This is a genomic window from Chryseobacterium arthrosphaerae, from assembly GCF_001684965.1.
In the GTDB taxonomy this organism is placed as follows: domain Bacteria; phylum Bacteroidota; class Bacteroidia; order Flavobacteriales; family Weeksellaceae; genus Chryseobacterium; species Chryseobacterium arthrosphaerae.
The window spans coordinates 2,399,590-2,424,556 of sequence record NZ_MAYG01000001.1 but is presented as its reverse complement, the minus strand read 5'-3'; the positions used below and the strand labels follow the sequence as shown (position 1 = coordinate 2,424,556).

The 24,967-nt window shown below is 38.1% G+C and carries 24 protein-coding genes and 3 tRNA genes; 20 read left to right on the top strand and 7 right to left on the bottom strand.

Annotated elements, in window-relative coordinates:
* Window positions 1-46: 46 nt before the first annotated feature.
* From BBI00_RS10890 to BBI00_RS10800, 18 genes are all read left to right on the top strand, one after another.
* On the top strand, window positions 47-1,066 hold the full coding sequence (locus tag BBI00_RS10890; RefSeq protein WP_065398792.1) for an alpha/beta fold hydrolase: 1,020 nt from the start codon (window positions 47-49) through the stop codon (window positions 1,064-1,066).
* Between the two features lie 11 nt (window positions 1,067-1,077).
* Window positions 1,078-1,746 (top strand): hypothetical protein, encoded by a 669-nt coding sequence (locus BBI00_RS10885; RefSeq protein WP_065398791.1) that lies wholly within the window; start codon window positions 1,078-1,080, stop codon window positions 1,744-1,746.
* Window positions 1,747-1,983: 237 nt separating this feature from the next.
* Entirely contained in the window at window positions 1,984-3,561 is a 1,578-nt protein-coding gene (locus tag BBI00_RS10875; protein WP_083988476.1) for a histidine kinase, read from the top strand.
* Between the two features lie 112 nt (window positions 3,562-3,673).
* Complete coding sequence (locus tag BBI00_RS10870; protein ID WP_065398788.1) at window positions 3,674-6,259, top strand: zinc-dependent metalloprotease; 2,586 nt, start codon at window positions 3,674-3,676, stop codon at window positions 6,257-6,259.
* 6 nt (window positions 6,260-6,265) lie between these two features.
* A complete protein-coding gene (locus BBI00_RS10865; RefSeq protein WP_065398787.1) occupies window positions 6,266-9,598 on the top strand; it encodes a SusC/RagA family TonB-linked outer membrane protein in 3,333 nt (1,110 codons plus the stop codon).
* 13 nt (window positions 9,599-9,611) lie between these two features.
* The gene (locus BBI00_RS10860) at window positions 9,612-10,931 is read left to right on the top strand and encodes a RagB/SusD family nutrient uptake outer membrane protein (RefSeq protein ID WP_065398786.1); all 1,320 of its coding nucleotides are present in this window, start codon (window positions 9,612-9,614) and stop codon (window positions 10,929-10,931) included.
* Window positions 10,932-11,005: 74 nt separating this feature from the next.
* The gene (locus BBI00_RS10855; RefSeq protein WP_065398785.1) at window positions 11,006-11,767 is read left to right on the top strand and encodes a LytR/AlgR family response regulator transcription factor; all 762 of its coding nucleotides are present in this window, start codon (window positions 11,006-11,008) and stop codon (window positions 11,765-11,767) included.
* A 129-nt stretch (window positions 11,768-11,896) separates the two neighbouring features.
* Window positions 11,897-12,511 (top strand): hypothetical protein, encoded by a 615-nt coding sequence (locus BBI00_RS10850; protein WP_065398784.1) that lies wholly within the window; start codon window positions 11,897-11,899, stop codon window positions 12,509-12,511.
* A 108-nt stretch (window positions 12,512-12,619) separates the two neighbouring features.
* Entirely contained in the window at window positions 12,620-13,213 is a 594-nt protein-coding gene (locus tag BBI00_RS10845; protein ID WP_065398783.1) for a hypothetical protein, read from the top strand.
* A gap of 24 nt (window positions 13,214-13,237) precedes the next feature.
* Window positions 13,238-13,705: a hypothetical protein gene (locus BBI00_RS10840; protein ID WP_065398782.1), complete on the top strand. Its 468-nt coding sequence runs from the start codon at window positions 13,238-13,240 to the stop codon at window positions 13,703-13,705.
* A gap of 180 nt (window positions 13,706-13,885) precedes the next feature.
* Window positions 13,886-14,281, top strand: a complete 396-nt coding sequence (locus BBI00_RS10835; protein WP_123902261.1) for a hypothetical protein — start codon at window positions 13,886-13,888, stop codon at window positions 14,279-14,281.
* 38 nt (window positions 14,282-14,319) lie between these two features.
* Window positions 14,320-14,694, top strand: coding sequence for a hypothetical protein (locus tag BBI00_RS10830; RefSeq protein WP_065398780.1), 375 nt, complete (start codon window positions 14,320-14,322; stop codon window positions 14,692-14,694).
* Between the two features lie 41 nt (window positions 14,695-14,735).
* Window positions 14,736-15,197, top strand: coding sequence for a hypothetical protein (locus BBI00_RS10825; protein WP_123902260.1), 462 nt, complete (start codon window positions 14,736-14,738; stop codon window positions 15,195-15,197).
* A gap of 30 nt (window positions 15,198-15,227) precedes the next feature.
* Entirely contained in the window at window positions 15,228-15,692 is a 465-nt protein-coding gene (locus BBI00_RS10820; protein WP_065398778.1) for a hypothetical protein, read from the top strand.
* A 306-nt stretch (window positions 15,693-15,998) separates the two neighbouring features.
* Window positions 15,999-16,484 (top strand): hypothetical protein, encoded by a 486-nt coding sequence (locus BBI00_RS10815; protein WP_065398777.1) that lies wholly within the window; start codon window positions 15,999-16,001, stop codon window positions 16,482-16,484.
* A gap of 27 nt (window positions 16,485-16,511) precedes the next feature.
* A complete protein-coding gene (locus BBI00_RS10810) occupies window positions 16,512-16,823 on the top strand; it encodes a hypothetical protein (RefSeq protein WP_065398776.1) in 312 nt (103 codons plus the stop codon).
* Between the two features lie 18 nt (window positions 16,824-16,841).
* Complete coding sequence (locus BBI00_RS10805) at window positions 16,842-17,153, top strand: hypothetical protein (RefSeq protein WP_065398775.1); 312 nt, start codon at window positions 16,842-16,844, stop codon at window positions 17,151-17,153.
* 225 nt (window positions 17,154-17,378) lie between these two features.
* Window positions 17,379-17,786, top strand: coding sequence for a hypothetical protein (locus BBI00_RS10800; RefSeq protein ID WP_123902259.1), 408 nt, complete (start codon window positions 17,379-17,381; stop codon window positions 17,784-17,786).
* A gap of 230 nt (window positions 17,787-18,016) precedes the next feature.
* On the opposite strand, the gene BBI00_RS10795 is transcribed toward BBI00_RS10800, so the two are convergent.
* From BBI00_RS10795 to BBI00_RS10775, 5 genes are all read right to left on the bottom strand, one after another.
* A tRNA-Phe gene (locus tag BBI00_RS10795) sits at window positions 18,017-18,089 on the bottom strand.
* Window positions 18,090-18,316: 227 nt separating this feature from the next.
* Window positions 18,317-18,389, bottom strand: a tRNA-Phe gene (locus BBI00_RS10790).
* Window positions 18,390-18,760: 371 nt separating this feature from the next.
* A tRNA-Phe gene (locus BBI00_RS10785) sits at window positions 18,761-18,833 on the bottom strand.
* 109 nt (window positions 18,834-18,942) lie between these two features.
* The gene (locus BBI00_RS10780; RefSeq protein WP_065398773.1) at window positions 18,943-20,784 is read right to left on the bottom strand and encodes a lysophospholipid acyltransferase family protein; all 1,842 of its coding nucleotides are present in this window, start codon (window positions 20,782-20,784) and stop codon (window positions 18,943-18,945) included.
* 22 nt (window positions 20,785-20,806) lie between these two features.
* Entirely contained in the window at window positions 20,807-22,045 is a 1,239-nt protein-coding gene (locus tag BBI00_RS10775; protein WP_065398772.1) for an aspartate kinase, read from the bottom strand.
* Window positions 22,046-22,369: 324 nt separating this feature from the next.
* On the opposite strand from BBI00_RS10775, the gene fbp reads away from it, so the two are divergent.
* Both fbp and BBI00_RS10765 read left to right on the top strand, forming a co-directional pair.
* Window positions 22,370-23,386, top strand: coding sequence for a class 1 fructose-bisphosphatase (fbp, locus tag BBI00_RS10770; protein WP_065398771.1), 1,017 nt, complete (start codon window positions 22,370-22,372; stop codon window positions 23,384-23,386).
* A complete protein-coding gene (locus tag BBI00_RS10765) occupies window positions 23,387-24,391 on the top strand; it encodes an o-succinylbenzoate synthase (protein ID WP_065398770.1) in 1,005 nt (334 codons plus the stop codon). It abuts the gene before it with no gap.
* A gap of 9 nt (window positions 24,392-24,400) precedes the next feature.
* On the opposite strand, the gene BBI00_RS23075 is transcribed toward BBI00_RS10765, so the two are convergent.
* Window positions 24,401-24,568, bottom strand: coding sequence for a bacteriocin-like protein (locus BBI00_RS23075; protein WP_123843063.1), 168 nt, complete (start codon window positions 24,566-24,568; stop codon window positions 24,401-24,403).
* A gap of 188 nt (window positions 24,569-24,756) precedes the next feature.
* Entirely contained in the window at window positions 24,757-24,921 is a 165-nt protein-coding gene (locus tag BBI00_RS23780; RefSeq protein ID WP_167459743.1) for a bacteriocin-like protein, read from the bottom strand.
* Window positions 24,922-24,967 lie beyond the last annotated feature (46 nt).

Sequence of the window (24,967 nt, the reverse complement as noted above, 5' to 3'; positions counted from 1 at the left end):
TTCAGGTATAATGAATCTTTGCATCATAATTTTTAAAATCAAAAGTATGATTGCTTTCAGAAAAAGAAATGCGGCTTTAGCTGTTTTTACCATTTTTACTTTACTGTTTTCCTGTACAGATGGAAGGGCTATTGATGAACCGGGAAACCTCGTTCCTAAAACGGTGGACCAGGATCCTTCTCTTCCGTCTATTTCAATAAATGGTGCCAGACTGCATGCAGAAGCATTTGGGCCCGAAAACGGGACAATTGTTATTCCCTTACATGGTGGTCCGGGAGGAGATTATCGTTATCTGCTCCCTTGCAAGGATCTTGCTGACAAAGGCTACAGGGTTGTATTTTATGATCAGAGAGGTTCCGGTCTTTCTCAGCGTTTTCCTAAAAAATCTTATACCTCTTTAGGGGCAGGCGCTGCAGATCTGATGTATGACGAGCTGCATGCTGTTATAGCGCATTATCGTAAAAATCCAGATCAGAAAGTGGTTCTTTTGGGACATTCCTGGGGAGGGATGCTGGCTTCAGGATATGCCGGGAAATATCCCAACGATATACAGGGGCTTATTGTCTGCGAACCTGGAGGACTGGTTTGGGATGATGTGAAAGATTATATCAAAGAATCCAGATCATTTAAACTCTGGAGTGAAATTCTGAATGATGCCACTTATCTGGATCAGTTTATTTCCGGGAAAGAAGATCAGCATGAGATACTGGATTATAAAATGTCTATGCTTTCTTCAAAAAACAGTATTACAGGAGAAGGTGATTTCGATCCGGCGATAAGCTGGAGAAGTGGAGCAGTGGTAATGGATGCGCTTTTGGACAGTGGAGAGAAATATAACCTTGATTTCTCAAAAGGAGTTCAGAATTATAATGGTCCGGTACTATTTTTCTATAGTGAAAAAAATAAAGCCTATCCGGATTCATGGGCCCAGAAAATTTCCGCAAGCTTTAAAAAAGTAACCAGGGTGAAAATTTCCGGAGTAGGACATGACGGGATCATTACCAATTCTAAAGCCTGGAATACCCAGACAAAACCTCAGATCATCACACTTGTCGACGGCCTTTAAAAACTAATGCAATGAAAAAATATATAATATCACTCTTATTTATAATACTGGCAGCCGGTTCTTTGCCATCACAAACAGTAAACTGGGCTGCGCTGAACAATAAAGAAAAACACATCCTGAATGCCAATATCGGTACAGAATACGGGGTAATCTTTGGCCTCGGATACGGATACAGGTTGAATACAGCATGGTTTCCTATGATTACCGGAGTTGAGTTTTCTGTGCCTGCAGGAGGTACATTACTGGACGACTTTAAAGTAAAAGCAGGAGCAAATATCCGTTGGGTAAAAGTGAATGATTTTCAGTTGTCTGCCAGGGTTCAGGGAATCTTCCGGCGATTCGGGAATGAGAACGTGGTCATTGCCAATTTCGGATTAGATATGGCTGGAACCATCGGGTATTACAGACCGAAGTGGTTCATCGGTATTGAAGCAGGCTTTGATAAGGCAATTGTTTCCCATTTTGAACATACTGCCCGTTATAAAGAAATATTTCCCGGTGTAAAAAACGGTTGGTATGAGCCAGCTACCGGAGGGAATTTCTATTATGGCATCCAAGGGGGATATTCTTTTCCCCATCAGGAAGTCTATCTGAAATTGGGAAATATAGTTTCACAGGATTTCAAAACCAAACCGCAATTGCCTTTTATGGTTCAGATTGGTTATAATTATAAACTCTAGTATGATAAACAGGCTGTCCTGATGAAAAGAGAGCCTGTTTTTTCCTTATTTTTTTCTTTTTCTTATCCCATTCTGAAGCGGCTTTTGCCGCATGATTTAAATTTATAAATAATTCACTTTCCGGTCCTGAAAACTTTGTTATATTTTTGCAAATTAATAAGTTATCTGTAGAAGAAAAGCTCCGCAAAGTGAAAATACGATGTTATACTTTGGGGAGAAAACAAGAATGTAGAAGAATTGAATTTTAAGCACGCCCTTACCCGAAAATCCGTTTATATTACTGCCCTGTCCGTCTGCCTGATCGCTGTGGTGGCATTTGCTGTTCTGAGCTTTTTGATTACCCGTGACAGCCGGAAAAATACTGAAGATTTTGCACGAAGAACGTTTTTCCGTAAATATGAATCGATAGAAAATGAATTCAGGAATATTGAAGATTATCAGTACCTGCTTCGTGCCCTGATCCGTAAAGATGGTCTGAAAAACTATAAAGACTATTCATCAGTATTGAATGATCTGAACAAAAAAAGGAATCTGCTGGCTTACAGCTGGTATTATTATGACAGTAACAGTACCGGAAAATCTGAAACCAACAGCCCCCTGTCTGATATTTTTAAAAATAATGAGAACAGGGAAAAAACGGTTGCCCTTAAGAACAGCGGGTCAGGCTATTTCAGGGACCTTCTGATCACTCATAAAGACAGTTTATACTGGATGAGCTATGATTCTCTGGTAATGCCCGATAAAAATATGCTGTATTATGGTTCTGCGGTAAGCCTCGATGATCTTCATCAGTATTTCATCAATGTAGATAAAAACTCCAATACGTATGCTTATGTCTTTACTAAAGAAGGAATCTGCATTACCCATCCAGAAAAGAAATACCTGGGAAAAAACATTACGGAGTTTACAGATATCAAACCTAAAGATACCCTGTGCAGCAGGTCCCAGACAGGGTATACACAGGGAACCGCAATTTCCGAATATCTGGGGGTTGAGGTGACACGATTTATAAAACCGCTGAAAACAGATAACTTTGAGGGGTACACGGTTGTAAATCATGTCAACTTTATTATTGATGAAAATGTATATAAGGTAAGAACCTATACCATCTTTATCTTCCTGGCGGCCCTGTTTCTTATTGTAACAGTATTTATTCTTTTCCAGAGATCCGCCAATATTGCCTATAAAGAGAAAGAAAAAATACAGTCTGAAAAAAACCTGCTGCTGATAGAGAATGAGAAAATGCACAAAGCGGAAGTGATCAACCAGCTGCAGCAGCTTAAAAATAACATCAATCCCCATTTTCTTTTCAACTCACTGAACTCATTGTACATGCTGATCGGGATCAATAAGGAGAATGCCCAGAAGTTTACCATGAATCTTTCCAAGATCTACCGATACCTGATCGTACCTCCAAAGGAGAATATTGTTCCGGTCTCACAGGAGATCAGCTTTATCCGGAAATATATGGAACTTTTGAAAAGCAGGTTTGATGAAGAACTGAGTTTTGAACTGATCATCAATCATGAAGAAAGTTTAGAAAAAAGAATTCCTTATCTATCCCTTCAGGTTGTCACGGAGAATGCCATCAAACACAATATTGCAACCATTGATCAGCCTTTGGAAATCATCATTATCGTAGATGAAGACGGGATTACGGTAAAGAATACCTGGCAACCCAGGACCGAGTCGGTACAGGGAGAAAAGTTCGGAATTGACTATTTGAATCAAATTTATGAATATTTTAGGATTAATTCTCTTAATATATCTGTAGATGGTGAATATTTTGTATGTTTTTTACCATTATTGAAGTGAAAATAAAAATCCATTCACTCCCGAAAACCAACCGCTCACTCCCTAACAATACCCCTTATTATTTCTTTACCTATAGCTTTGCCGGCTGAAACTAAGATATTTACTATTTGGAATGAATCGGACTATTTTAATGAAGAATTACAGACTTGCACTGTATCTGGGACTGGCTATAGCTTCACCAATGGCATTGGCTCAGAAAAAAGATACGGTAAAGGTCAATAAAGACAAAACTGATAAGACTGAGGTTTCATCATCAAAGAAGACCAAAAAAATTGAAGACCTGATCAAGAAAGGAACTTATAAAAAGGGACTTTTCAATACGATCCAGGTAAAAACAGATGTTTATTTTGAAATTCCGGACAGTTTGATGAACCGTCAGTTTCTGGTAGTCAATAAGCTGTCTCAGGTACCAATGCAGGTGAATGAGGCGGGATTGAACAAAGGGATGAATTATGAAAATAAGATCATTTCTTTTCACCGTGACAATGTGGCCAAAAAGATTTGGGTTAAAACATCAGATGTCAAAGTATCATCCCCTAAAAATGATGCGATTACAAAATCTGTAAAAGACAACTTTTCAGAATCTGTGATTGAAGTTTTTGATATTGAAGCTCAAAACAATGATTCTACCGCAGTTGCCATTAAAGTGAACAAAGTTTTTGACGGGAATCAAAAAAGCTTTAATGATGTTCTTGCCAATGTAGGCCTTGGAGGATCTGTGAAATCAAGCCTTTCATATATCGAAGGTGTGAAGACGTTTCCTCAGAACCTTGTTGTGAAATCCCAGCTGACCACTTCTGTGAATGAAGGGGGAGTAGACCTTCCGGTAACATTGGGAGTAACCACTAATATTGTACTGCTTTCCAAAACACCTATGAAGCCAAGAATCTCTGATCAGAGAGTCGGCTTTTTCAATGAAAAGCACTGGGCATTCAATGATCGCCAGCAGAAAATGGATGAAAAATTCTTCATTACCCGATGGAATCTGGAACCTAAAGAGGAAGACAAAGAAAAATACCTGAGAGGTGAGCTGGTAGAACCGAAAAAGCCGATCGTTTATTATATTGATCCTGCAACCCCAAAACAATGGCGTGAAAAAATCATAGCAGGCGTTTATGACTGGCAGGCAGCATTTGAACAGGCAGGTTTTAAAAATGCCGTTATTGCTAAAATGCCTGATGAAAAAGATGAAGACTTCGATATTGATGATGTAAGATATTCGGTGATCACCTATGCAGCTTCCCCAAAGTCAAATGCAATGGGGCCTTCTGTGGTAGACCCGAGAAGTGGTGAGATCATTGAGGCGGATATTATCTGGTGGCATAATGTAATGACTTCTCTTCAGGAATGGATGAGAATTCAGATCGGTCCTATAGATCCTAAAGCGAGAGGAAATAAGTTCAGTGATGAATATATGGGAGAGGCGATCAGGTTCGTTTCCTCTCATGAGGTAGGGCATACCTTCGGACTGAAGCACAATATGGGCTCTTCCTTTGCATTTCCTGTAGAATCACTCCGTTCAAAAGAGTTTACCGATAAGATGGGGGGGACCGCTCCTTCCATCATGGATTATGCCCGTTACAATTACGTGGCTCAGCCGGAAGATGGGGTTACTGCCATCACTCCCAAAATAGGAATTTATGATAAATATGCGATAGAGTGGGGTTACCGTTGGTATCCGGATGAGTTTTCTGAGAAAAAAGCCCTTAGAAACTTAATTGAGAAGCATCAGGATGATCCTTTGTATTTCTACGGTGAGCAGCAAAGCTATCTGGAAACCATTGATCCCCGTTCACAATCTGAAGACCTGGGTGATGATGCCATGAAAGCCAGCGAATACGGATTGAAAAACCTGAAAGTCGTTGTCAATAATCTTTTACAATGGACTTATGAAGACGGTAAAAGCTATACGGATGCAGGTAAACTGTATTTTGGTGTCATCGGACAGTGGGATTTGTATACAGGCCATGTGATGGCCAATGTGGGTGGAATTTATCTGAACAATACCAATTTTGGAAGTAAGAAAAAAGCCTATGAAGCAGTACCGGCCGAAACCCAGAGAAGGGCTGTTGACTACCTTGTGAAAAATGCAATCAACCTTCCGGAATGGCTATTCTTTAATCCCATTGCGGAAAAGACGTATGCTGTTAAGAACTCACCGATGGGACCGTTCGAGCAGACTCCCTATACTTTAGCCAGAGGAATGCAGTATGCGAATATCTACGCTTTATTGATGGATGACAGGCTTCTCAGATTGCTTGAGAATGAATTGAAACACGAAATTTCAGGATCAAAAGAAGAAATCTATACAGTAGAAAATTTATTTGACCAGCTGAGAAATTCAATTTTCAGTAAAAAAGGCACGTTGACGATTCTTGAAAGGATGACCCAGAAGAATTATGTGGATGCCCTGATTGTTTCTGTCAATAAATTATTTGAAAAAACAGCAGTGAAAGGATTGAAAGTAGACAATACATTGAATATACCGATGATCTGCAATTTCCATGGTGAAGACAGAAACATCAGGAATATTAATTATTCATCGATGAAAAGAGTATCTGAAGTAACTACCTACAAGAGAGCAGAACTTCAGAAAGTACTTGACCTGCTGAACAGAACCCGATACAAGGGAGATGATGCTTCAAGAGCACATTACACAGATTTAATTATTCGTATTGAAGAGGCTTTAAACAAATAAACAGCTATGAAAAAAACTCTAATCCTTTTACCTCTTTTGGCTGCTAATATTGCGCTAGCCCAGCAAAAGAAAACCATCACCGGGAAAATAGAAGACGGAAATACTTCCAGTGTCATTGCCGGTGCATCTATAAAAATAGAAACACAGTCTGTTTCTACCAAAACCGACCTTACCGGAATTATTGAAAGTGTATCCGTAGGTACGGTAACCGATAAAGACGGAAAATTCATCCTGGAAATTCCGGCAGATATCAAAACGATACTGGTGAGCTACCCGGGATATGAATCCAGAATCATTCAGATCAATGAAGACCGTACCAATTATACGGTGAGACTGATTCCCGAGGTTTCAGATAAAAATAAGATCCAGGAGGTGATCATTACAGGATACCAGAAGATTGAAAAACGTAAGCAGACCTCAGCGGTTTCCACGATTAAGATGGAAAGCATCAACCAGGCCGGGGTAGCAAGTATTGATCAGATGTTATCCGGACAAATTGCCGGGGTAGCAGTTACTCCGGAAACAGGGGCTCCGGGAAGTCCTGCGAAGATCAGAATCAGAGGTACGGCTTCTCTTTCCGGTCCTCAGGATCCGCTATGGGTGATCGACGGTCTTCCGTTGGAAGGGAATGATGTCCCTAATTTTACGGATAAAGATAATATCGACCAGCTTCAGAACTTCTCTATCGCAGGTCTGAACCCTAATGATATTGAAGATATTACCATTCTGAAAGATGCAGCTGCAACAGCAATCTATGGAGCAAGAGCTGCCAACGGGGTCATTTCCATCACGACGAAGAAAGGTAAAAAAGGAAGCCTGAAACTGAACTTTTCAGCGGATACCTTTGTAACTGCCCGTCCTGATTTCAGCAGACTGAATCTGTTGAATGCTTCTGAAAAGGTAGATCTGGAATTAATGCTTGCCAGGCGAACCGATCTTACTTACCGTGATGACAGAGGTGAAGTGATGAGGATTCTGACTCAGAATAATCAGCTTGATGCTTTCAGAACCGGAGGGTTAGATGCAGTGAATCCTTTGACATTGCAACAGATCAACAGTCTTAGAAACAACAATACCGATTGGGGTAAACTATTGTACAGAAATGCGATCAATAAGCAGTACGGATTGAGTATCTCAGGAGGTAGCGACCGTTCAGATTACTATTTCTCACTGGGATATTATGATGAAGAAGGAACAACGATAGGAACAGGTTTTAAACGTTATAACTTTACCTTAAAAAACAATTACAAATTAAGCGATAAATTAAATGCAGGAATCTCTGTTTTCGGTACCCACAGTGAACGTGAATCATTCATCACGGATGCTGATGCCAATATCAGTCCTGTCAACTATTCAAGAAACGCCAACCCTTACCTGTCGCCGTACAATCCGGACGGCAGCTACAGGTATGACAGAGATATTGACGGTTTTGAAGACCGGTATATTCCTTTCAATTTCCTTGAAGAAAGAGAAAATACCAACTATACGCTGAAGAACAATTCATTAAAAGCGATATTGGATCTTGAATATAAGGTGTCTAAAAGCCTGAGATTTACTTCACAGCTGGGAGTTCAGTATGATACCAACAAAACGGAGAAATTCGCAGCTCAGAATACCTATTTCAACAGAAAGATGAGAGAAGGTACCCGTTATTATAAAGATGGGGCATACCGTTATTTCTTACCTGACGGAGCGGTAAAGCAGAATTGGGATAATGACTTTTTCCAATACAACTGGAAGTTACAGGGTACATACAGCACAAAAATCAATTCAGTACACGAAATTGATGTGATGGCCGGAACAGAGCTCCGTAAAACAAACGATAATACGACAATTACAAGAGCATTCGGTTATGATCCGGTGACGAGAAGAGCTACGGCAATTGTTTTCCCGACCTCAAGTTTTGCAGCAATGAAACAGTATGAAACATACCGTGAAATGCCGCCTGTAGAGAATGCTTATGCTTCCATGTTTGCGACGGCTTCCTATACTTATGATCAGAAGTATACCTTCTTCGGAAGTGTAAGATATGACGGAACCAACCTGTTCGGGGTTAATAAAAAGTATAAATACCTTCCGATCTGGGCGGTTTCAGGTTCATGGCTGGTAACAAAGGAGAATTTTATGAAGAATATCACACCGGTTTCTAACCTTAGACTGAGAGCTTCATATGGTCTTCAGGGGAATATCGACCGTAATACTTCACCTTTCTTTATCGGGGAATACAATGATGCTACGATTCTTCCGGGGACCAAAGAAGGAATCATCAACGTGATCAGCCCCCCGAATGATAAACTTCGTTGGGAAAAAACAACCAACGTCAACTTCGGGATTGATTTGGGATTATTCCAGAACCGTATCAACCTTACCGCTGATATTTACAGCAGAAAAGGAACGGATATGATCAGTATGAAAGAAACACCGCTGGAAACCGGTTTCGAATATACAATGATGAACTGGGGAAGTTTAACGAACAAAGGTTTTGAACTGGCATTGTCCACCAGAAATATCAACAGGGATAATTTCAAATGGACGACGACAATCAACTTCGCTCACAATAAGAGCAGGGTATTAAGCGAGCAGCCTCGTGACAATGCATTGCTTCCTTCCAGAGAAGGTCTTCCCGTAAATGCTGTTTTTGCATTGAAAACTGCAGGAATGGATGAGCACGGAAACCCTTTGTTCTGGAAAGGAGACGAAAAAATATCTGCAGCAGATTTCTTTAAACTTTATGATGTCTATGCAGATTTCTTACCGGGACAGCTGGTTGATACTAAATTATCAAATGCAGAGCTGAGAAGTATGTTTACCTATATCGGTGACAGGGATCCTAAATTTACAGGAGGGATCATCAACACCTTTAAGATCCATAACTTCGATTTTACGGTTTCTGCTACCTTCAACCTGAAGCAGACAGTAATGAGAACGCCTTCTTACCGTGGATCTGAATTCGACAGAGGAAGAAATTATACCAGAGATGTTTATGAAGCAGGTTCTTCACTTCCGGGGATTACGAGTCCTGATATGGATGCTAACCCAGACGGATGGATGGCCAATAAATGGTTTACGGGTAACCGTTCCAATGCCTACAGCTTACTGGATGTTTGGGCTAAAGAGGTCAGTTATATCAGAATCAGCAGTATCCGTTTAGGATATACCCTTCCTAAGGAGTTCACCGCTCCTATGGGAATCAGTGCGCTGAGACTGAGCGTAGAGGGGCGTAACTTATTTGTATTCAGTAACGGGTATAAAGGATATTTTGATCCCGAAACCTATGGTAACATTTATGCGCAGCCTATTACCAAATCTATTACCGTAGGATTTAATGTTTCTTTTTAAAAAAACTTGAAAAATGAGAAAAATAACAACATTTATAGCACTGGCAGTAATCAGTTTTACAAGCGTATCGTGCGATAGATTTTTAGATATACAGCCCGAAGGCAAAGTAATTCCTACGACCGTTGAGGATTACAGAAAAGTACTGACTTCAGCCTATTCAAAATATCCTTCTCACAGATCCCTTTCTGCTCTTCGTACCGATGAGGTGAATATTGATGAGAATACCAGTGATTTCATCTCTTACCGTGAGATTGCCATGTGGAAAGACTCGAATACTGACCAGGCAACTAACGAGTTTCCATGGGTAAGTTTCTATTCTGTGGTTTTTTATCTGAACCAGATCATCAATGAAGGAAGTAAAACCATGGCAGAATCTCCTGAAAAAAGGCAGATCCTGGCAGAAGCTTATGCATTGCGTGCGTATACCTATTTTGATATGGTGAACCTGTACGCAAAACCTTACAACAGTGCTACAGCTTCTACAGACAGAGGGGTTCCTGTCACTCTGGATATTGATCTTGAGCAGGTGCTGAAGCCTTCTACAGTACAGGCTGTTTATGATCAGATTCATGCTGATATGTCAAAAGCAGAAGGGCTTATGGTAGAACAGAAACAGACTGCCGGAGTTAACTACAGATTCTCAAAAGCAGCATTACTGGCTCTTCAGGCAAGAACGGCTCTTTATCAGGGAGACTGGAACCAGGCTTTGGGGTATTCACAGCAGGCATTAGCTATCAAAGGAGAAATCAGCAATCTGAATACGGTAAATACGGCACCGAATCATTTTACTTCCCCGGAATCTATCCTGGCTTTGGATAATGCCTTTAACAGTTCTGTACAGAATTTATCCTTTGCTTCTGCAGAGCTGCTTTCAAAATATAACAGTGCTACAGATAAAAGATTTAAGCTTTATTTCGAAAAGAACGGCAGCAGATACAAAGTGATCAAAGGGGGAAGTTCTGATTTCAGAGTGTCCTTCAGAACATCAGAAATGTATTTTATAAAGTCTGAGGCTCTATTGAAACAGAATAAGCTAGACGAAGCCAAGCAGACTCTCCTTACCGTTCTGAAAAACAGATATACTCCGGATGGCTACACTGCAGTTCAGAATCAGGTCAATCCAATGAATGCAGCAGAATTCATGAGTTTTATTTTAGACGAAAGATTCAGAGAGTTTGCCCTGGAAGGACAGCGTTGGTTTGACCTGAGAAGAGCAGATCAGAAAAAGATTACCCACACAGTAAATGGTCAGGACTATATTCTTCAGCAGAATGACCCGAGATATACCATAGAATATCCTATGAGTGCAAAGAAGAACAATCCTAATTTATAATATTTCATATTAACACCCCTGAAACCGCTGGAGCTTAACCGTTCTAGCGGTTTTTTTGTACTTTTGTAACCGTTATGAAAATTGCCATTATAGAAGATGAATTGCTGGCTGTTAATTATCTGAAAGGTCTTTTGGATAAGCAGACCATCATTCCTGTTACTGAAACAGTCGTTCTTCGTTCAAAAAAACAGGCAATTGATTTCTTTCAGACCCATTCTGCAGATCTCATTTTTATGGATATCCATCTCGGAGACGGGATGAGCCTTGAGATTTTTGAGCATGTGGAACTTTTTACCCCTGTTATTTTCATTACTGCATTTGATGAATATGCGATGAGGGTTTTCAGGCATTTTACCATAGACTATCTTCTGAAGCCTTTCGAAGAAGAAGATCTCCATAAGGCCTTGCAGAAATTTATCTCCATCAGGAATAATTTTGATCCGGAACCGACGCTGAAGTCTATTTCCAGTTTACAAACCGGAGATACTGATATGATGAAACGCTTTATGGTAAGGGAAGGAAATAAGCTGAAATCAATAGACGAACATCATGTCGCTTATTTTTTTGCATCCGGAAAATATCTTTTCTTAACGACGAAAGATCATCAGACCTATATTTACGATGATACCATCAAAGATATTATTCAAAAATTAAACCCACAGGTTTTCTTTAAGATAAACCGTAAGTTTATCATCAATAAAGAAGCTGTTACGGACATTATCAGGCACACAAGCCAGAAAGTAGAGTTGAAGCTTTCCCCGGAACCGGAGGTGAATGCTGAGGTTTTTATCAGTAAAGTTCAGATCGCAGAATGCCTGAGCTGGCTGAACAGCTGATTGTATTTTGCCGGAAGAATTATAATCTCTATTTTGGACGGAAAAGAGAGGAAGGCCATTGTGATCTGATCAGATTGAAACCATCACACTTGCTATTTCAGGCATTTCCTTTGTAATCGATGATATACAATGACAGCAGATATAACATTTGAGAATGAATTTGAAAAAGCCATTACTTCTGATGAAGCAGAAAGAAGTCTGCATTTTCATAAAGTTTTTACAGGTAATGCCGGAACTTTCAGGAAAGAAGAATATAAAGATAATAGTCTGATCAATGTTATTCATTATCTGAAGGCTGATGATGATGAGAAGCTGATCCTTTCTGAACTTGTGAACCACTATCCGGTTCTGGATTGGTTTGAAATACGAACCATAGAGCAGATTGGCGCTTACAGAAAGGAAATTCAAAGGTTTTTATTGACAACGGGTGCATATGAAGATTTTCAGATCACTTTGTTACTGAACGGAGGCGGATTACTTATCTTTGAAAGGAGAGATGAAATTGTAGATGAGGTAGCTCACCTTGAGATCAGGAAATACTATTATGATCCGGCATCAAAACAGGAGAAATTTGAATTCATATATAATCCGGATGGCCATTTATCATCAATGCGGGGATCAGAGTCGCCGTTTGTTGCAGAAAATGACTATTTAATAACAGATAGTGAAATTGAGTTTTTCTTTCCCGGCTTTTTATCAGAGAATCCTTATTATCAAAATGCTGATTTGCTACCAACAGACTAATTATTTGACTGTATGAAGTAATTAAGTAAGCGGAAATAAAAATCAAAGGACTTTATTCAGAAAATAGAGTAATCAGAAATTAAATGAATAGAATAATAACCCGTGAAAATGAGCACAGTAATAAGTTACGAAAACGAATATTTTGATCCTGTCACTAAAGAAGAAGCATTGGCTTCGAATGAATTTGTGAAAATTATTAAGATCAATGGCCGAACAAAGATCAGAGAAGAGTATATTGGGGGAGTAGTTGTTGAGGTCACTTATTATCAGGAAAATGAACCCACTGCAGAGATTTTTGCTCAATATCCACTACCAATCCTGGTCAATATTATTCATAGAAAGGAAACTCGTGGGAATTACCTTAAAGAAGAGATGCTCAGTTATAATAAAGATCGTGAGATTCAATTTCGATCATTTGCATTTAATATTGTACATCAGTCTACAGAGCAATCTATTTGTTTTGGATCTTATGATTTGGAAACCGGAGAGGTGAAGAATGACAGTGTTGTTAAAACAAAATATGATGCTTACGGGGATGCTGCATATACATATTATTATGATGTATCCGGTAAGGTATACGTTATGGAAGAAGGTAATGGAGGACTATTTTCCGGAGAATTTCCTGAAAGTTACTATAGTGAGGCTTTACCGTTATTTCCCGAAACAGAAAATAAGGATAATACTGGCCTTAAATCATTGTAAATCAAAATAACATCTCTATAGACCATGGGGAAAACATTAATAGAATACGAAAAAGATAAAGGATTCTGGATATCCGAATCGATGATGCAGCTGGTATTATTTTATATTTTGGAAGAGGTTGAGAAACCGGAATATCTTCTCCCTGGTAAAGAAGATCTGGTAGTGGATTTGAAGTTTCACATCAACGGATACAGCCGGAGCTATATGTCTGTAGGATTATTTGATACTATCGCATCGCCGGCTGATGAACAGCTAATGATACAGCTGCTGAATGCTGTGAAAACAGGATTGCAGAAAAAAGGAAGCCTTATTTCTGTAGAAGAATTAATGAAGATTCCGACTGAAGATCTTGCTTTAAAATATATTCTTGATAAGAAGACATTTCCCACAGCAGAACTGATCCGTGTAATGGATGCTCTTATTCAGATGCTGGAAAAAACCTGGGATCACAAAGACTACCAGATGGAGCTTGACTGGACTTATTTTGATTAGCTTGCCGGAACGGGAAACAGAAGATACATAGCTATCTGAAAAATATTATTTCAATTTCAGACCTAAATGAACAAATGAGTATACTGGATGATTATAATATTAGCTTTATAAATAAAGTTATAGTATTTAATTCTGATCAGAAATATAATGTTAATAAATTATGGCATTAAAAATAAAAGGATGAGTATTATAACAGATTATAAAATAAGTTTTGGTGTTAAAAAAATTCATGATCGGGATTTTAAATTCATACGTTCCATAAATTATTCTTTAGATTCAGTTATTACTGATTTTAGAAATATTGTTAATTGCGATAACTTATTAGGAGCGATTAATAGTATAATGGAATCACCCTCACCAGGAGAAATACTGTATACCACACAAGGGTTGCAGCTTATTAAAATCACACACTCTACTACTGAAATTTATCGTGATTCTGCTAAATATGATTCAAATCCGGGTATTGCAGATTACACTTTACCTACAGCAGATTTCAAAGAAATTGTGATAGCTTGGAGAAATTTTGTAGTTAATGGTGAAGGTGAAGAGGGCAGAACCAGCTTCTACAGGGATTGATATTTTAAAACACATTATGACGATAAAAAATTAATAGGATGAGTAGTATAGCAGAGTATGAAATAAGTTTTGGAGTGCAGGAAATACATGGTAGAGATTATAAATTCATGAAATCTAATGAGTTTATTCTGAGTAATTTAATGAGTGAATACAGTACCATGAGAAAAAGTGATGAGCTTGTAGAAGCCATCACGTATGCCCAGGAGCATCCACAAGATGGAAGTATAAGGTTTACTACAGATGGGCTGCAGTTCGTGGAAATATTTCCATCAGTTACAAAAATCTATACTGATAAGGATGCTTATCATGATCAGAATTCAATACCTGATTTTGTTTTGCCAACAAATGATTTCAAAGAGATCACATGGGCATGGAGAGATTTCGTCTGTCATGGAAAAAGATCATTAAAGTAAACATTGCCCGGGAAGAGCCTGCTAATAAATCAAATAAAAATATGGCAACAACATTTATAGATTATAAGGATAAAAAAGGATTCTATATCAGTGAATCATTTATGCAGTTGGCAATTTATTATATTTCTGAAGAATTAAAGAAATCACAGTATACGTTTGTCAACAAAACAGAGCTGCTTGATACTTTGGATTCTAGTATTAAGGGGTATGACAAAGGATTTTTGGTATTGTTATGGGATGAAGAACTGGAGGGAACCGTTGATGAACAGACAATGATTCTGTTACTGCAAAACGTAAAAGCTTCACTTATGAATAAAGGGGATATGATCAGCTTAACAGAGTTAAAGGCTATTCCTACTGATGATCCTGATTTTGAAAGATTATATAGCAGAAACCCGTTTCCAACATCTGAACTCATTAAGATTATGGATGCACTTATACAAATGCTCAATGGAAGCTGGACTTCCACCAATCTTTACCTGGATATTAATTACAGACTATAACATCAATCAATACAATCAAACAGATCAAAGATGGCAACAGAAAATATGGACTATAAAGGTAAAGGGTTTATAACATCAGATATTTTTATGGAATTAGCCCTTTATTATATTCATGAGGAGTTTAAAAAAGACCAGTATATTTTCATTCAGAAAGAAATTCTTACAGACTATCATCTGATGGTAATCAATGGCCAGATGGGAGGTTGGTTTGCATTTCTCTGGGACGAATATATATCAGATTCTTCAGAAGAGCAGACTATGGTTCAGATTCTTCAAAAGGTAAAAGACAGCATATGTCATAAAGAATCTTATATCTCTTTAGAAGAATTACAGGCTATCCCAACCATGGATAATGATTTTAAAATATTTTATAACAAACCTTTTCCAACAGCGGACTTAATTCGGATCTTAGATGCTTTAATCCAGATGCTTCAGGGAAACTGGGAGCATGAAGCCTATGATATGCATATCAATTACTATTATTCTCCTCTTTGAAATTGAGTTTATAGGTCTGCTTTCAGAATTCAATATATTTATAAAACTTTTACCGTTACAAAAAAAAACCAGCAGGGTAGAATATCCCCGGAATCTAAAAAGAGTGAAGAAAGCGGTCCGTGATGAGAATTACGCAGGACAGTATACATTTCATAGAGTTTTGTTTGATAAAAGTAAAAAAGGGCCTACCTTCAGGTTGATCTCCCCAAAGAACAGGCAAGATTCGGAATTGTAGGACTACGATTAAAGAAAGAAAACGGAACATGAGAATTTGAAAAATAACTCATCAGCATGTAAGAAAAAGAAATGATGGAAATTAAGATATTAACCTATTTGAAGGATAATCCGGCAATAAATCCGGGAAATAAAGAATACGAAGGAAGAATAGAACCTATGTCTTTTTCCGAAGTTCAAAACCATGAAGAGATCTATAATAATGGCAAGCCATTTCCTGAAGCAGTAAGGGAGCTATTATTTCTGGCGGGAAAAAGATGTCATGTGCTGAGCCATAATATTCTTGATATTAATGAACTTCAGGAGAATCCGAGAGAATGGATGCAGGAGAACAATAAAGCGATTAATCGTCCCTTCTATGTAATTGAGTGCTGGGCATATGAAGAGTCTTTTTTATTTGTTTATCTTGATGAGACTGATGATCCTATAGTGCGCCAAGCGTACCTGTTTTGTGAAGATTATAATATACCTTTTATTTCGAACCTGTCAGGTCATACATTATCAGAATTTATAAACCATAGGATTAATCTCCGGAAACAGGGCTATAATCCGTTTTAATAAACTTTCAGCACAATTTTAAATACTATGAACCTAAAAGAACCGGAGAAAAAAAGAGTAGATTTCGAAGATATTGAATGGGGCGATTATGACCATGACGGCAGCAGTCTTGTTTTGTATAACGGACGTTTGTATACAGGATATGTGATATTGGATAAATTCCCGAATGGAAACATTGATGCAGAAATGGAATACAATTCCGGAAGTCATATCGGATGGAAAAATGAGTATAATGAAGCCGGAATTCTTATTTATTCATGCTATTCGGTGGGACCAACCACTCAGGAAGTCTATAATTACGATGATGAGGGAAATCTGCTTGACTATTACACACTGTAAATTACTGATGAGATAAAGATGAACTTAAAAGAATTTCACAAACCCAGAATTGAACTGAAAGATGTCTGCTGGGGTGATTACGATTATGATGGGAGCTGTCTGGCGATGCATAATGGCGAGCTTTACACCGGCTATGTTATATTTACAAAATATCCGGACGGAGTGGTTAAAGCAGAAGTAGAATATAATTCAGGAAGCCATATTGGTTGGGAAAATGAGTATAATGAAGCCGGAATTCTTATTTATTCATGCTATTCGGTGGGACCCACCACTCAGGAAGTCTACAAATATGATGATGAAGGAAATCTGCTTGACTATTACACATTGTAAATTATTGAGAAGATAAAGATAAACTTAAAAGAATTTCACAAACCCGGAATGGAATTAAAAGGAATCTGCTGGGGTGATTACGATTATGATGAGAGTCGTCTGGCTATGGAAGAAATTCAGACATTAAGAAAGATCATTAAATATTAGTTTTTTCTGTCAGAATGTGCTAAAATCCGGTCTTCTACTCATCACGAAATGAATATAAATAGAAAATGATCAAACAATATGAAATTAACTGATTTTTCCATGATCAATCATAAAATAAGTTTCAATAATCCATACTACGCCAATTTGGAAAACCTATTGAATAACGATTTTAAAACTCCGGCGGCAATAACCCCATTCTTAGTAGAACTCGTTTACCTCAATAATAATTGGGAAAATATAGAGATTAGAGAGGCATTTATAGAAAAAGAAGGCGGTTATTGGGACTGGCAATCGCTTAGCGAATTTAATGTGACAGGTAACTGGTTTACATTTTTCAAATTTGAAGATCTCGGTGGTTATATTCATGTTGATACCAGAACTTTTTATCTGGAAAATTCTTTGCTCCCGAATGAACCTGTTATTAATATGCCGGTACATGAGTTTATAGATGTTCTGCAACAATGGAAAACAATATTAAATCAATAAACCAGATCTAAAGAAATTTCAATTTCTCCAGCAACAGAGTATGACCAATCAGCTTCATTTTGATTTATAGCTAAAAAAGCTTCTTCAGCGACAAAGCCGCACTCTTTGCTCCCTTAAAAATATAACATAAAGAATAAAAAATCTTTGCGTCAGAAGATATCACATCAGTTAAAAAAGAGAAGCTTATGGTTAAAAACAAAAAAACCTCTGAAAAATCAGAGGCTTTCAAGTGGTTTCTCCAGGAATCGAACCAGGGACACATGGATTTTCAATCCATTGCTCTACCAACTGAGCTAAGAAACCATTATGTTGTTGTTTATTACTTCGTTGTTTTAAAGTGTTGCAAAAGTATAACATTTTGTAATATCACACAAGTTTTTACGGGTGTTTTTTTAAAAATAATTAGGTTTTTTTATTCTTTATTTCAATTGATTGTTTATCAATAAGTTGTTTTTGGTGAAAATAAGCCCACCCGATATCGATAAGATAATACTAAAAGAAAAGCCTCTGAAAAATCAGAGGCTTTCAAGTGGTTTCTCCAGGAATCGAACCAGGGACACATGGATTTTCAATCCATTGCTCTACCAACTGAGCTAAGAAACCATTATGTTATTGTTTGACTTACTTCGTTGTTTTAAAGTGATGCAAAAGTAATACATTTTTTTCGATTCTTAAACATGTTTTTTACTTTAGATCTGCTTTTATTCCTAAATGTAAGATTAACAGGGCTAAAAATTTTGATATACTGATCGCTTTTCTGAAGTCAGGCATTTATTTCATCTGTTTTTATGCCGGTCCTCAACTTTTTTTGCTTCATCCCATAAAGCTTCTTCAGCGACAAAGCCGCATTCTTTGCCCCTTAAAAATATAACATAAAGAATAAAAAGTCCTGCGTTAGAAAAAGATCGCATCAGTTAGAAAGAGAAGCCGATGTTAAAAACAAAAAAACCTCTGAAAAATCAGAGGTCTTCAAGTGGTTTCTCCAGGAATCGAACCAGGGACACATGGATTTTCAATCCATTGCTCTACCAACTGAGCTAAGAAACCATTATATTGTTGTTTGACTTACTTCGTTGTTTTAAAGTGTTGCAAAAGTAGTAAGTTTTAGTATACAAAGCAAGTATTCATCATGCTTTTTTTATTGAAACCAAAAAAACTATTGATTATCAGACGGATTATTTTCCTGTTCCTTTCTGATCTGGTCACTCATTTCTTCCAATACCGGTTTGATCGTGTTTTCCGGAAGATCACTGATACGGATATACATCAATCCGTCAATCGCATCATTGAAGTTAGGATCAACGTTGAAAGCGATTACTTTCGCATTCTGTTTGATGTATTTTTTGATCAGAACAGGAAGTCTCAGTTCAGGTTCCAGGTCATCGATGATTTTGTCAAGCTTATTCAGGTCAGATTCCATTTCTTCAAAGAAAATATTCTTATCCCGGTCACGAAGCTTTACTTTGTATTCATTTCTAGGCGTAATATATTGTGCAACGGCAGAATCAAAATAATTCGAACGCATAAACTCGATCATCAGAGATTTTGAGAATTCAGAGAACTTATTAGAGATACTTACACCGCCCATCAGGAATTTATGATCAGGATTTCTCAGGCATACATGCACAATTCCTCTCCATAAAAGGAAAAGGGGAAGAGGTTTCTGCTGATACTCCTGACAGATATAGGCACGGCCCATTTCGATCACTTTTTTGAAGAAAGGGTGAATGTCCTGCTCAAATTCAAATAAAGAACTTGTATAGAAGCCTTTGATGCCATATTTTTTCATGACTTCTCTGCCCAGTGCCATTCTGTAGGCTCCGGCCAGTTTCTTCTCACCATTGTCCCAAAGGAAAAGATGGTGATAATGCTTATCATATTCATCCAGGTCAAACGGCAGATTACTTCCTTCACCCACTGCACGGAAGGTCAGTTCCCGCTGGCGTCCGATTTCCCGCATGATAGAAGGAATTTCTTCGTATGTGGTAAAGTAGATTTCGTAATTTCCGTTACTGAACAGCATTTTGTCAGTACCTCTAAGTTTGTCAACATCTTTGATAATGTCCTCAATCGGAGTTTCATCAATAATGTTCTGAACGATATTTTCCTCTTTCAGCAAAGGAAATTTTACAGAAAGATTCTGAAGATTGATGCTTTGGGCCAGGGATTTTCTTTTTTCATAATAAGATTTCATCATGTAAACCTTACGTTTCAGAAACTCTCCCAGTTCTTCAATCGTTTCCATGTCATCCATTGCTTTCACCGTGATAGGTCTTCCGATTCTGATTCTGATTGGCTTTTCCCTGTCATTCATCATTTCAGCAGGCAGCATCAGCGTTTGTAAGTTCGGGTGCAGCTTGGCAACCTGGTAAAATAGACGGCTGTTCTTGGCATGGAAATACATGGGAACTACCGGCACTTTAGCCATTCTGATCAGCTTAAGTGCCGTTTTTTCCCATTCTTTATCTAAGATTTCTCCGTAAGGATTATTTTTGTTGGAAACTTCTCCCGCCGGAAATATACCTACACAGCCTCCGTTTTGTAAATGCTTGAGGGTTTCACGCATTCCCGCAGAACTGCTGTAAGCTTCTTTTCTGTTTTCAAAAGGGTTTACAGAGATTACATACGGTTCCATAGGTTTGATCTTTTCCAGAAGGAAATTTCCCATTACCTTGAAATCCGGACGTACCTCTGACAAGATCTTGCACATCAGAATTCCGTCTATAGCACCCAGCGGGTGATTCGAAACCAGAATAAAAGGTCCTGTTTTCGGAATTTTTGCCAGATCCTCTTCAAAAGCTACATAGCTTAGGTTTCTTTCTCTTACAAATGAGTCGAAAAAGTCTTTGCCTTCCTTGTCTTTTAATTTATCGTATAATTTATTTACTTCATTTATTTTAGCAATGCTCATCACAGCAGATGCTACCGGGTTCTTGAGGAACCCGATTTTACTTAAGCCGGAAGCTTTGATCAGATCGTTTTTCGAAATTAAACTCATGTGTGTTTAGTCGCAATTAATATTATTGTGTTACCATTTGAAGTGTATTCTTGGAAATTTGTTCCAATAATACATTTTTTTCCTGGTAAAATCTGTCAATGTGATCCATCTTCGCATTTCTTACTGTGAATAAAGATACATTTTTAATTGCTTCGGTTTTAAAAATTTTTTGAAGCTCTTCATTAAGTTCTTCAAGTTGATTAAATTTATCTTCCAGGCACAATGCCAGTGATATAGCAGAGTTCTGCATCAGGGAAACCTTGATCTTATATTTAGACAGATACCCGAAAATCAAGCTCATATGATCTTCCGCAATGAAAGAGAAATCCCTTGTGGAAATTTTCAGTAAAGCCTGGTTTTCTTTTAAAATATAAGACTCCTCATGTTGGTTCTTGTCTGAAGCACCTACTTTTGTTCCTTCTTTGGTAGGATCTACGAAAGATTTTACATAAAAAGGAATGTTTTTTTGCTGTAAAGGCTGTAATGTTTTCGGGTGAATTACACTTGCTCCGTAATAAGCCATTTCGATCGCCTCTTCATAAGAAATATTTGAAAGAAGGGATACATCCTCAAATTTTCTCGGATCTCCTGTCATCACCCCGGGTACATCTTTCCAGATTGTCATCGCTTCAGCATTCAGGCAATACGCGAAAATAGCTGCAGAATAATCAGATCCCTCTCGTCCTAATGTTACCGTAAAATTATTGTCATCAGAACCAATGAAGCCCTGGGTAACATAGCAGATTTCCGGATTAAGATTTTTGATGAATTCTTCAGTTCTCGTCCAGTCTACCGTACCTTCCCTGTATGAGTTATCTGTTTTGATATAATCCCTGGCATCCAGCCACTGGTTGGTAAACTGAATTTCATTCAGGTACTCGCTTACAATTTTTGTGGAAATCATTTCTCCGCAGCTCACCACCTGATCATACACGAAGTCGTAATTAGGAGATTTATTTCTTCTTAAAAAAGAATCGATATCATCAAAGAAGAGATTGATTTCAGCAAAAACCGCATGATTCTCAGGAAAAAGACCTTCCGCAATCTCAATGTGTTTTCGTTTTATCTTTTCAATCTCAGCTTGATAGTTATCTTTTTTGAAATAAAGTTCTACAACTTTTTCCAACTCATTTGTCGTCTTGCCCATTGCTGAAATCACCAGCAAACATTTGGCAAATCCCTGGCTTTTTAGAACCATGGACACATTTTTCACACTCTCGGCGTCTTTTACAGACGCTCCACCAAACTTGAAAATTTTCATTAAATTGTTAAAAATAAAATTGTTAGATAAAAAATTACATGAGTTTTTTACGGACGTCAAAATTATAAATTTACAACGAGATATGAAATAGCCTGGCAGCCCGATAGAATTAAGATTTCCTTAAAATCAACAATTCATGAAATAATCCGGTTTTTTTGCGCCTCCGGAATAGCAAATCTGGACGTTGAATTGCATGTAACTGCTTAATATTATGTTGTGTTTGAATGATACTTCGCTGAAATACAGTGAGTAACCTGTTTTGTAATTAAATTTTCTTAATGCAATAAATTTTCCGAAATTTGGGGGAAAAGTAAAAAGAAAAATATGTCAAATCAGCCATTACAGACTTTAGGAGAGTTTCTTATTGATAAGCAGGACGATTTTCAGTATTCCACAGGTGAATTTTCCCGTCTTCTCAGTGCAATAAGACTGGCTTCTAAAGTGGTAAACAGAGAAGTAAATAAAGCAGGAATTGTAGATATAACAGGCGCTGCGGGAAACCAGAATATTCAGGGTGAGGAACAGCAGAAACTGGATGTGATCGCTAATGAAATTTTTATTACGGCTTTGTCTCAAAGAGAGGTTGTTTGTGGTATTGCATCTGAAGAAAATGATGATTTTATCGATATCAAATGCGGTGAAAATGGTCATTTAAGTAAATATGTGGTATTGATTGATCCTTTGGACGGATCTTCCAATATCGACGTGAATGTTTCCGTAGGAACTATTTTCTCTATTTACAGAAGAGTAACTGAACCGGGAACTCCTGTTAAACTGGAAGACTTCCTACAAAAAGGGATCAACCAGATTGCAGCAGGATATGTTATTTACGGATCTTCCACAATGATCGTATATACTACAGGAAACGGAGTAAACGGATTTACACTGGATCCTTCTCTTGGTACTTATTACCTTTCACACCCGAATATGACCTTCCCAAAAACAGGTAAGATTTATTCCATCAACGAAGGAAATTATATCAAATTTCCTCAGGGAGTAAAAAATTACCTTAAGTATTGCCAGATGGAAGAAGGGGATCGTCCTTATACTTCAAGATACATCGGTTCTCTGGTTGCCGATTTTCACAGGAATATGCTGAAGGGAGGAATCTATATCTATCCTTCATATTCCCAGGCTCCGAACGGTAAATTAAGATTGTTATACGAATGTAATCCAATGGCATTCCTTGCAGAACAGGCCGGAGGAAAGGCCACAGACGGTTTCAGAAGAATCCTGGAAGTAGAGCCTACAGAACTTCATCAGAGAATTCCGTTCTTCTGCGGAAGTGTTGATATGGTAGAAAAGGCAGAAGAATTTATGCGTATCGACAGTGTAAAATAAATGGAAGCAAATTATTTAAAATATCTGTTAGAATTCAAACGCCCGAGTGGAACATCTCGAGGCGTTTTGCTTGATAAGGAAACCTTTATTCTGGAGATTGCTGAAAACGGCAAAAAAGGAGTAGGGGAATGTGCGATCTTCAGAGGCTTAAGCTATGATGACAGGCCGGATTATGAAGAAAAGCTGAAATGGCTTTGTGAAAATATTGAAAAAGATCCTTCCTATTTAAAAGAGGAGTTAAAAGAATTCCCGTCTTTGTGGTTTGGTTACGAACAGGCCGTTCTGAATCTGAAATATGGTGGGAATTTATATTTCCCCAGTGAATTTACGGAAGGTAAATCGGCCATTATGATCAACGGACTGATCTGGATGGGAGACGTCGGCTATATGGAAGAACAGATTCAGGATAAACTGGAAAAAGGATTTCACTGTATTAAACTGAAAATCGGGGTCGACTGGAAATCTGAGCATGTGATTCTTCAGAAGCTGAGAGAGAAATTCTCCAAAGATCAGCTGGAACTTCGTGTAGATGCCAATGGAGGATTCAGTAAAGAGGAAGCGGTGGTTGTTATGCAGCAGCTGGCGGATCTGAATATTCATTCTATTGAACAGCCGGTCAGAGCCGGAAACTGGAACGATATGGCAGAATTATGCGCTCAGACACCCACGCCGATTGCTTTGGATGAAGAACTGATAGGAATTACAGATCCTGCAGAAAAGAAAAAACTGCTCGAAACAATACAACCTCAGTATATTATTCTGAAACCTGCTTTAGTAGGAGGCTTTGCCGGTTCTGACGAATGGATCTCCATGGCTGAGGAACAAAATATTGGCTGGTGGATCACTTCAGCACTGGAGAGTAATATAGGACTGAATGCCATTGCACAATATACATTCACCAAAAAAAATCCGATGCCGCAAGGATTAGGCACCGGAGCTTTATTTGTCAATAATTTTGAATCCAGCCTAGATCTCAGAAATGAGCTGCTGTGGTTCAAAGTATAAAGAAATAGACTAAAGACAAGTTGGGTTTTCCGAATGTTCCCAATCCCATTCCCTGCAGCATCTGGCTTTGAAATCCCAGCTGTTGCAGCCAATAGGAACTACAGGAATATTTCCTCCCTGGATGGTTTTCAATTCTCTTTTGTTCAGTTTTTTGAAGTTGTTGTCTGTTTTTTTCATGATACTATTCTGTTTTTGATTAAATGTGAATGCTGAATGGCAATACCGGTTAACATTGCCATCACCGGTTAACTAAAAAGCCCAATGCCGCAAGTTGTAGGCATTGGACATTTATAAGGAGTCTTTTGAACCGTTTATTAATCAGAATGAGACACCGATTGGGCTCAAAATACTGTTTTGTAAATTAACTAGCAATAGGGAGGAGGTGAATCCGGGCAGGTAGGCCCACAGTATCCCTCTGCCCACGCTCTGCAGCATGCAGCTGTTGGGTTCCAGTTATTACATCCAAGAGGCGGTCTTCCTCCTTTAATACTCTTTAATTCTTCTCGATTGATTTTTTTTAGATTTTTCATAATAAATATTTTAAAAAGTTGGTTGATTCAGTTTTGAATATAAATA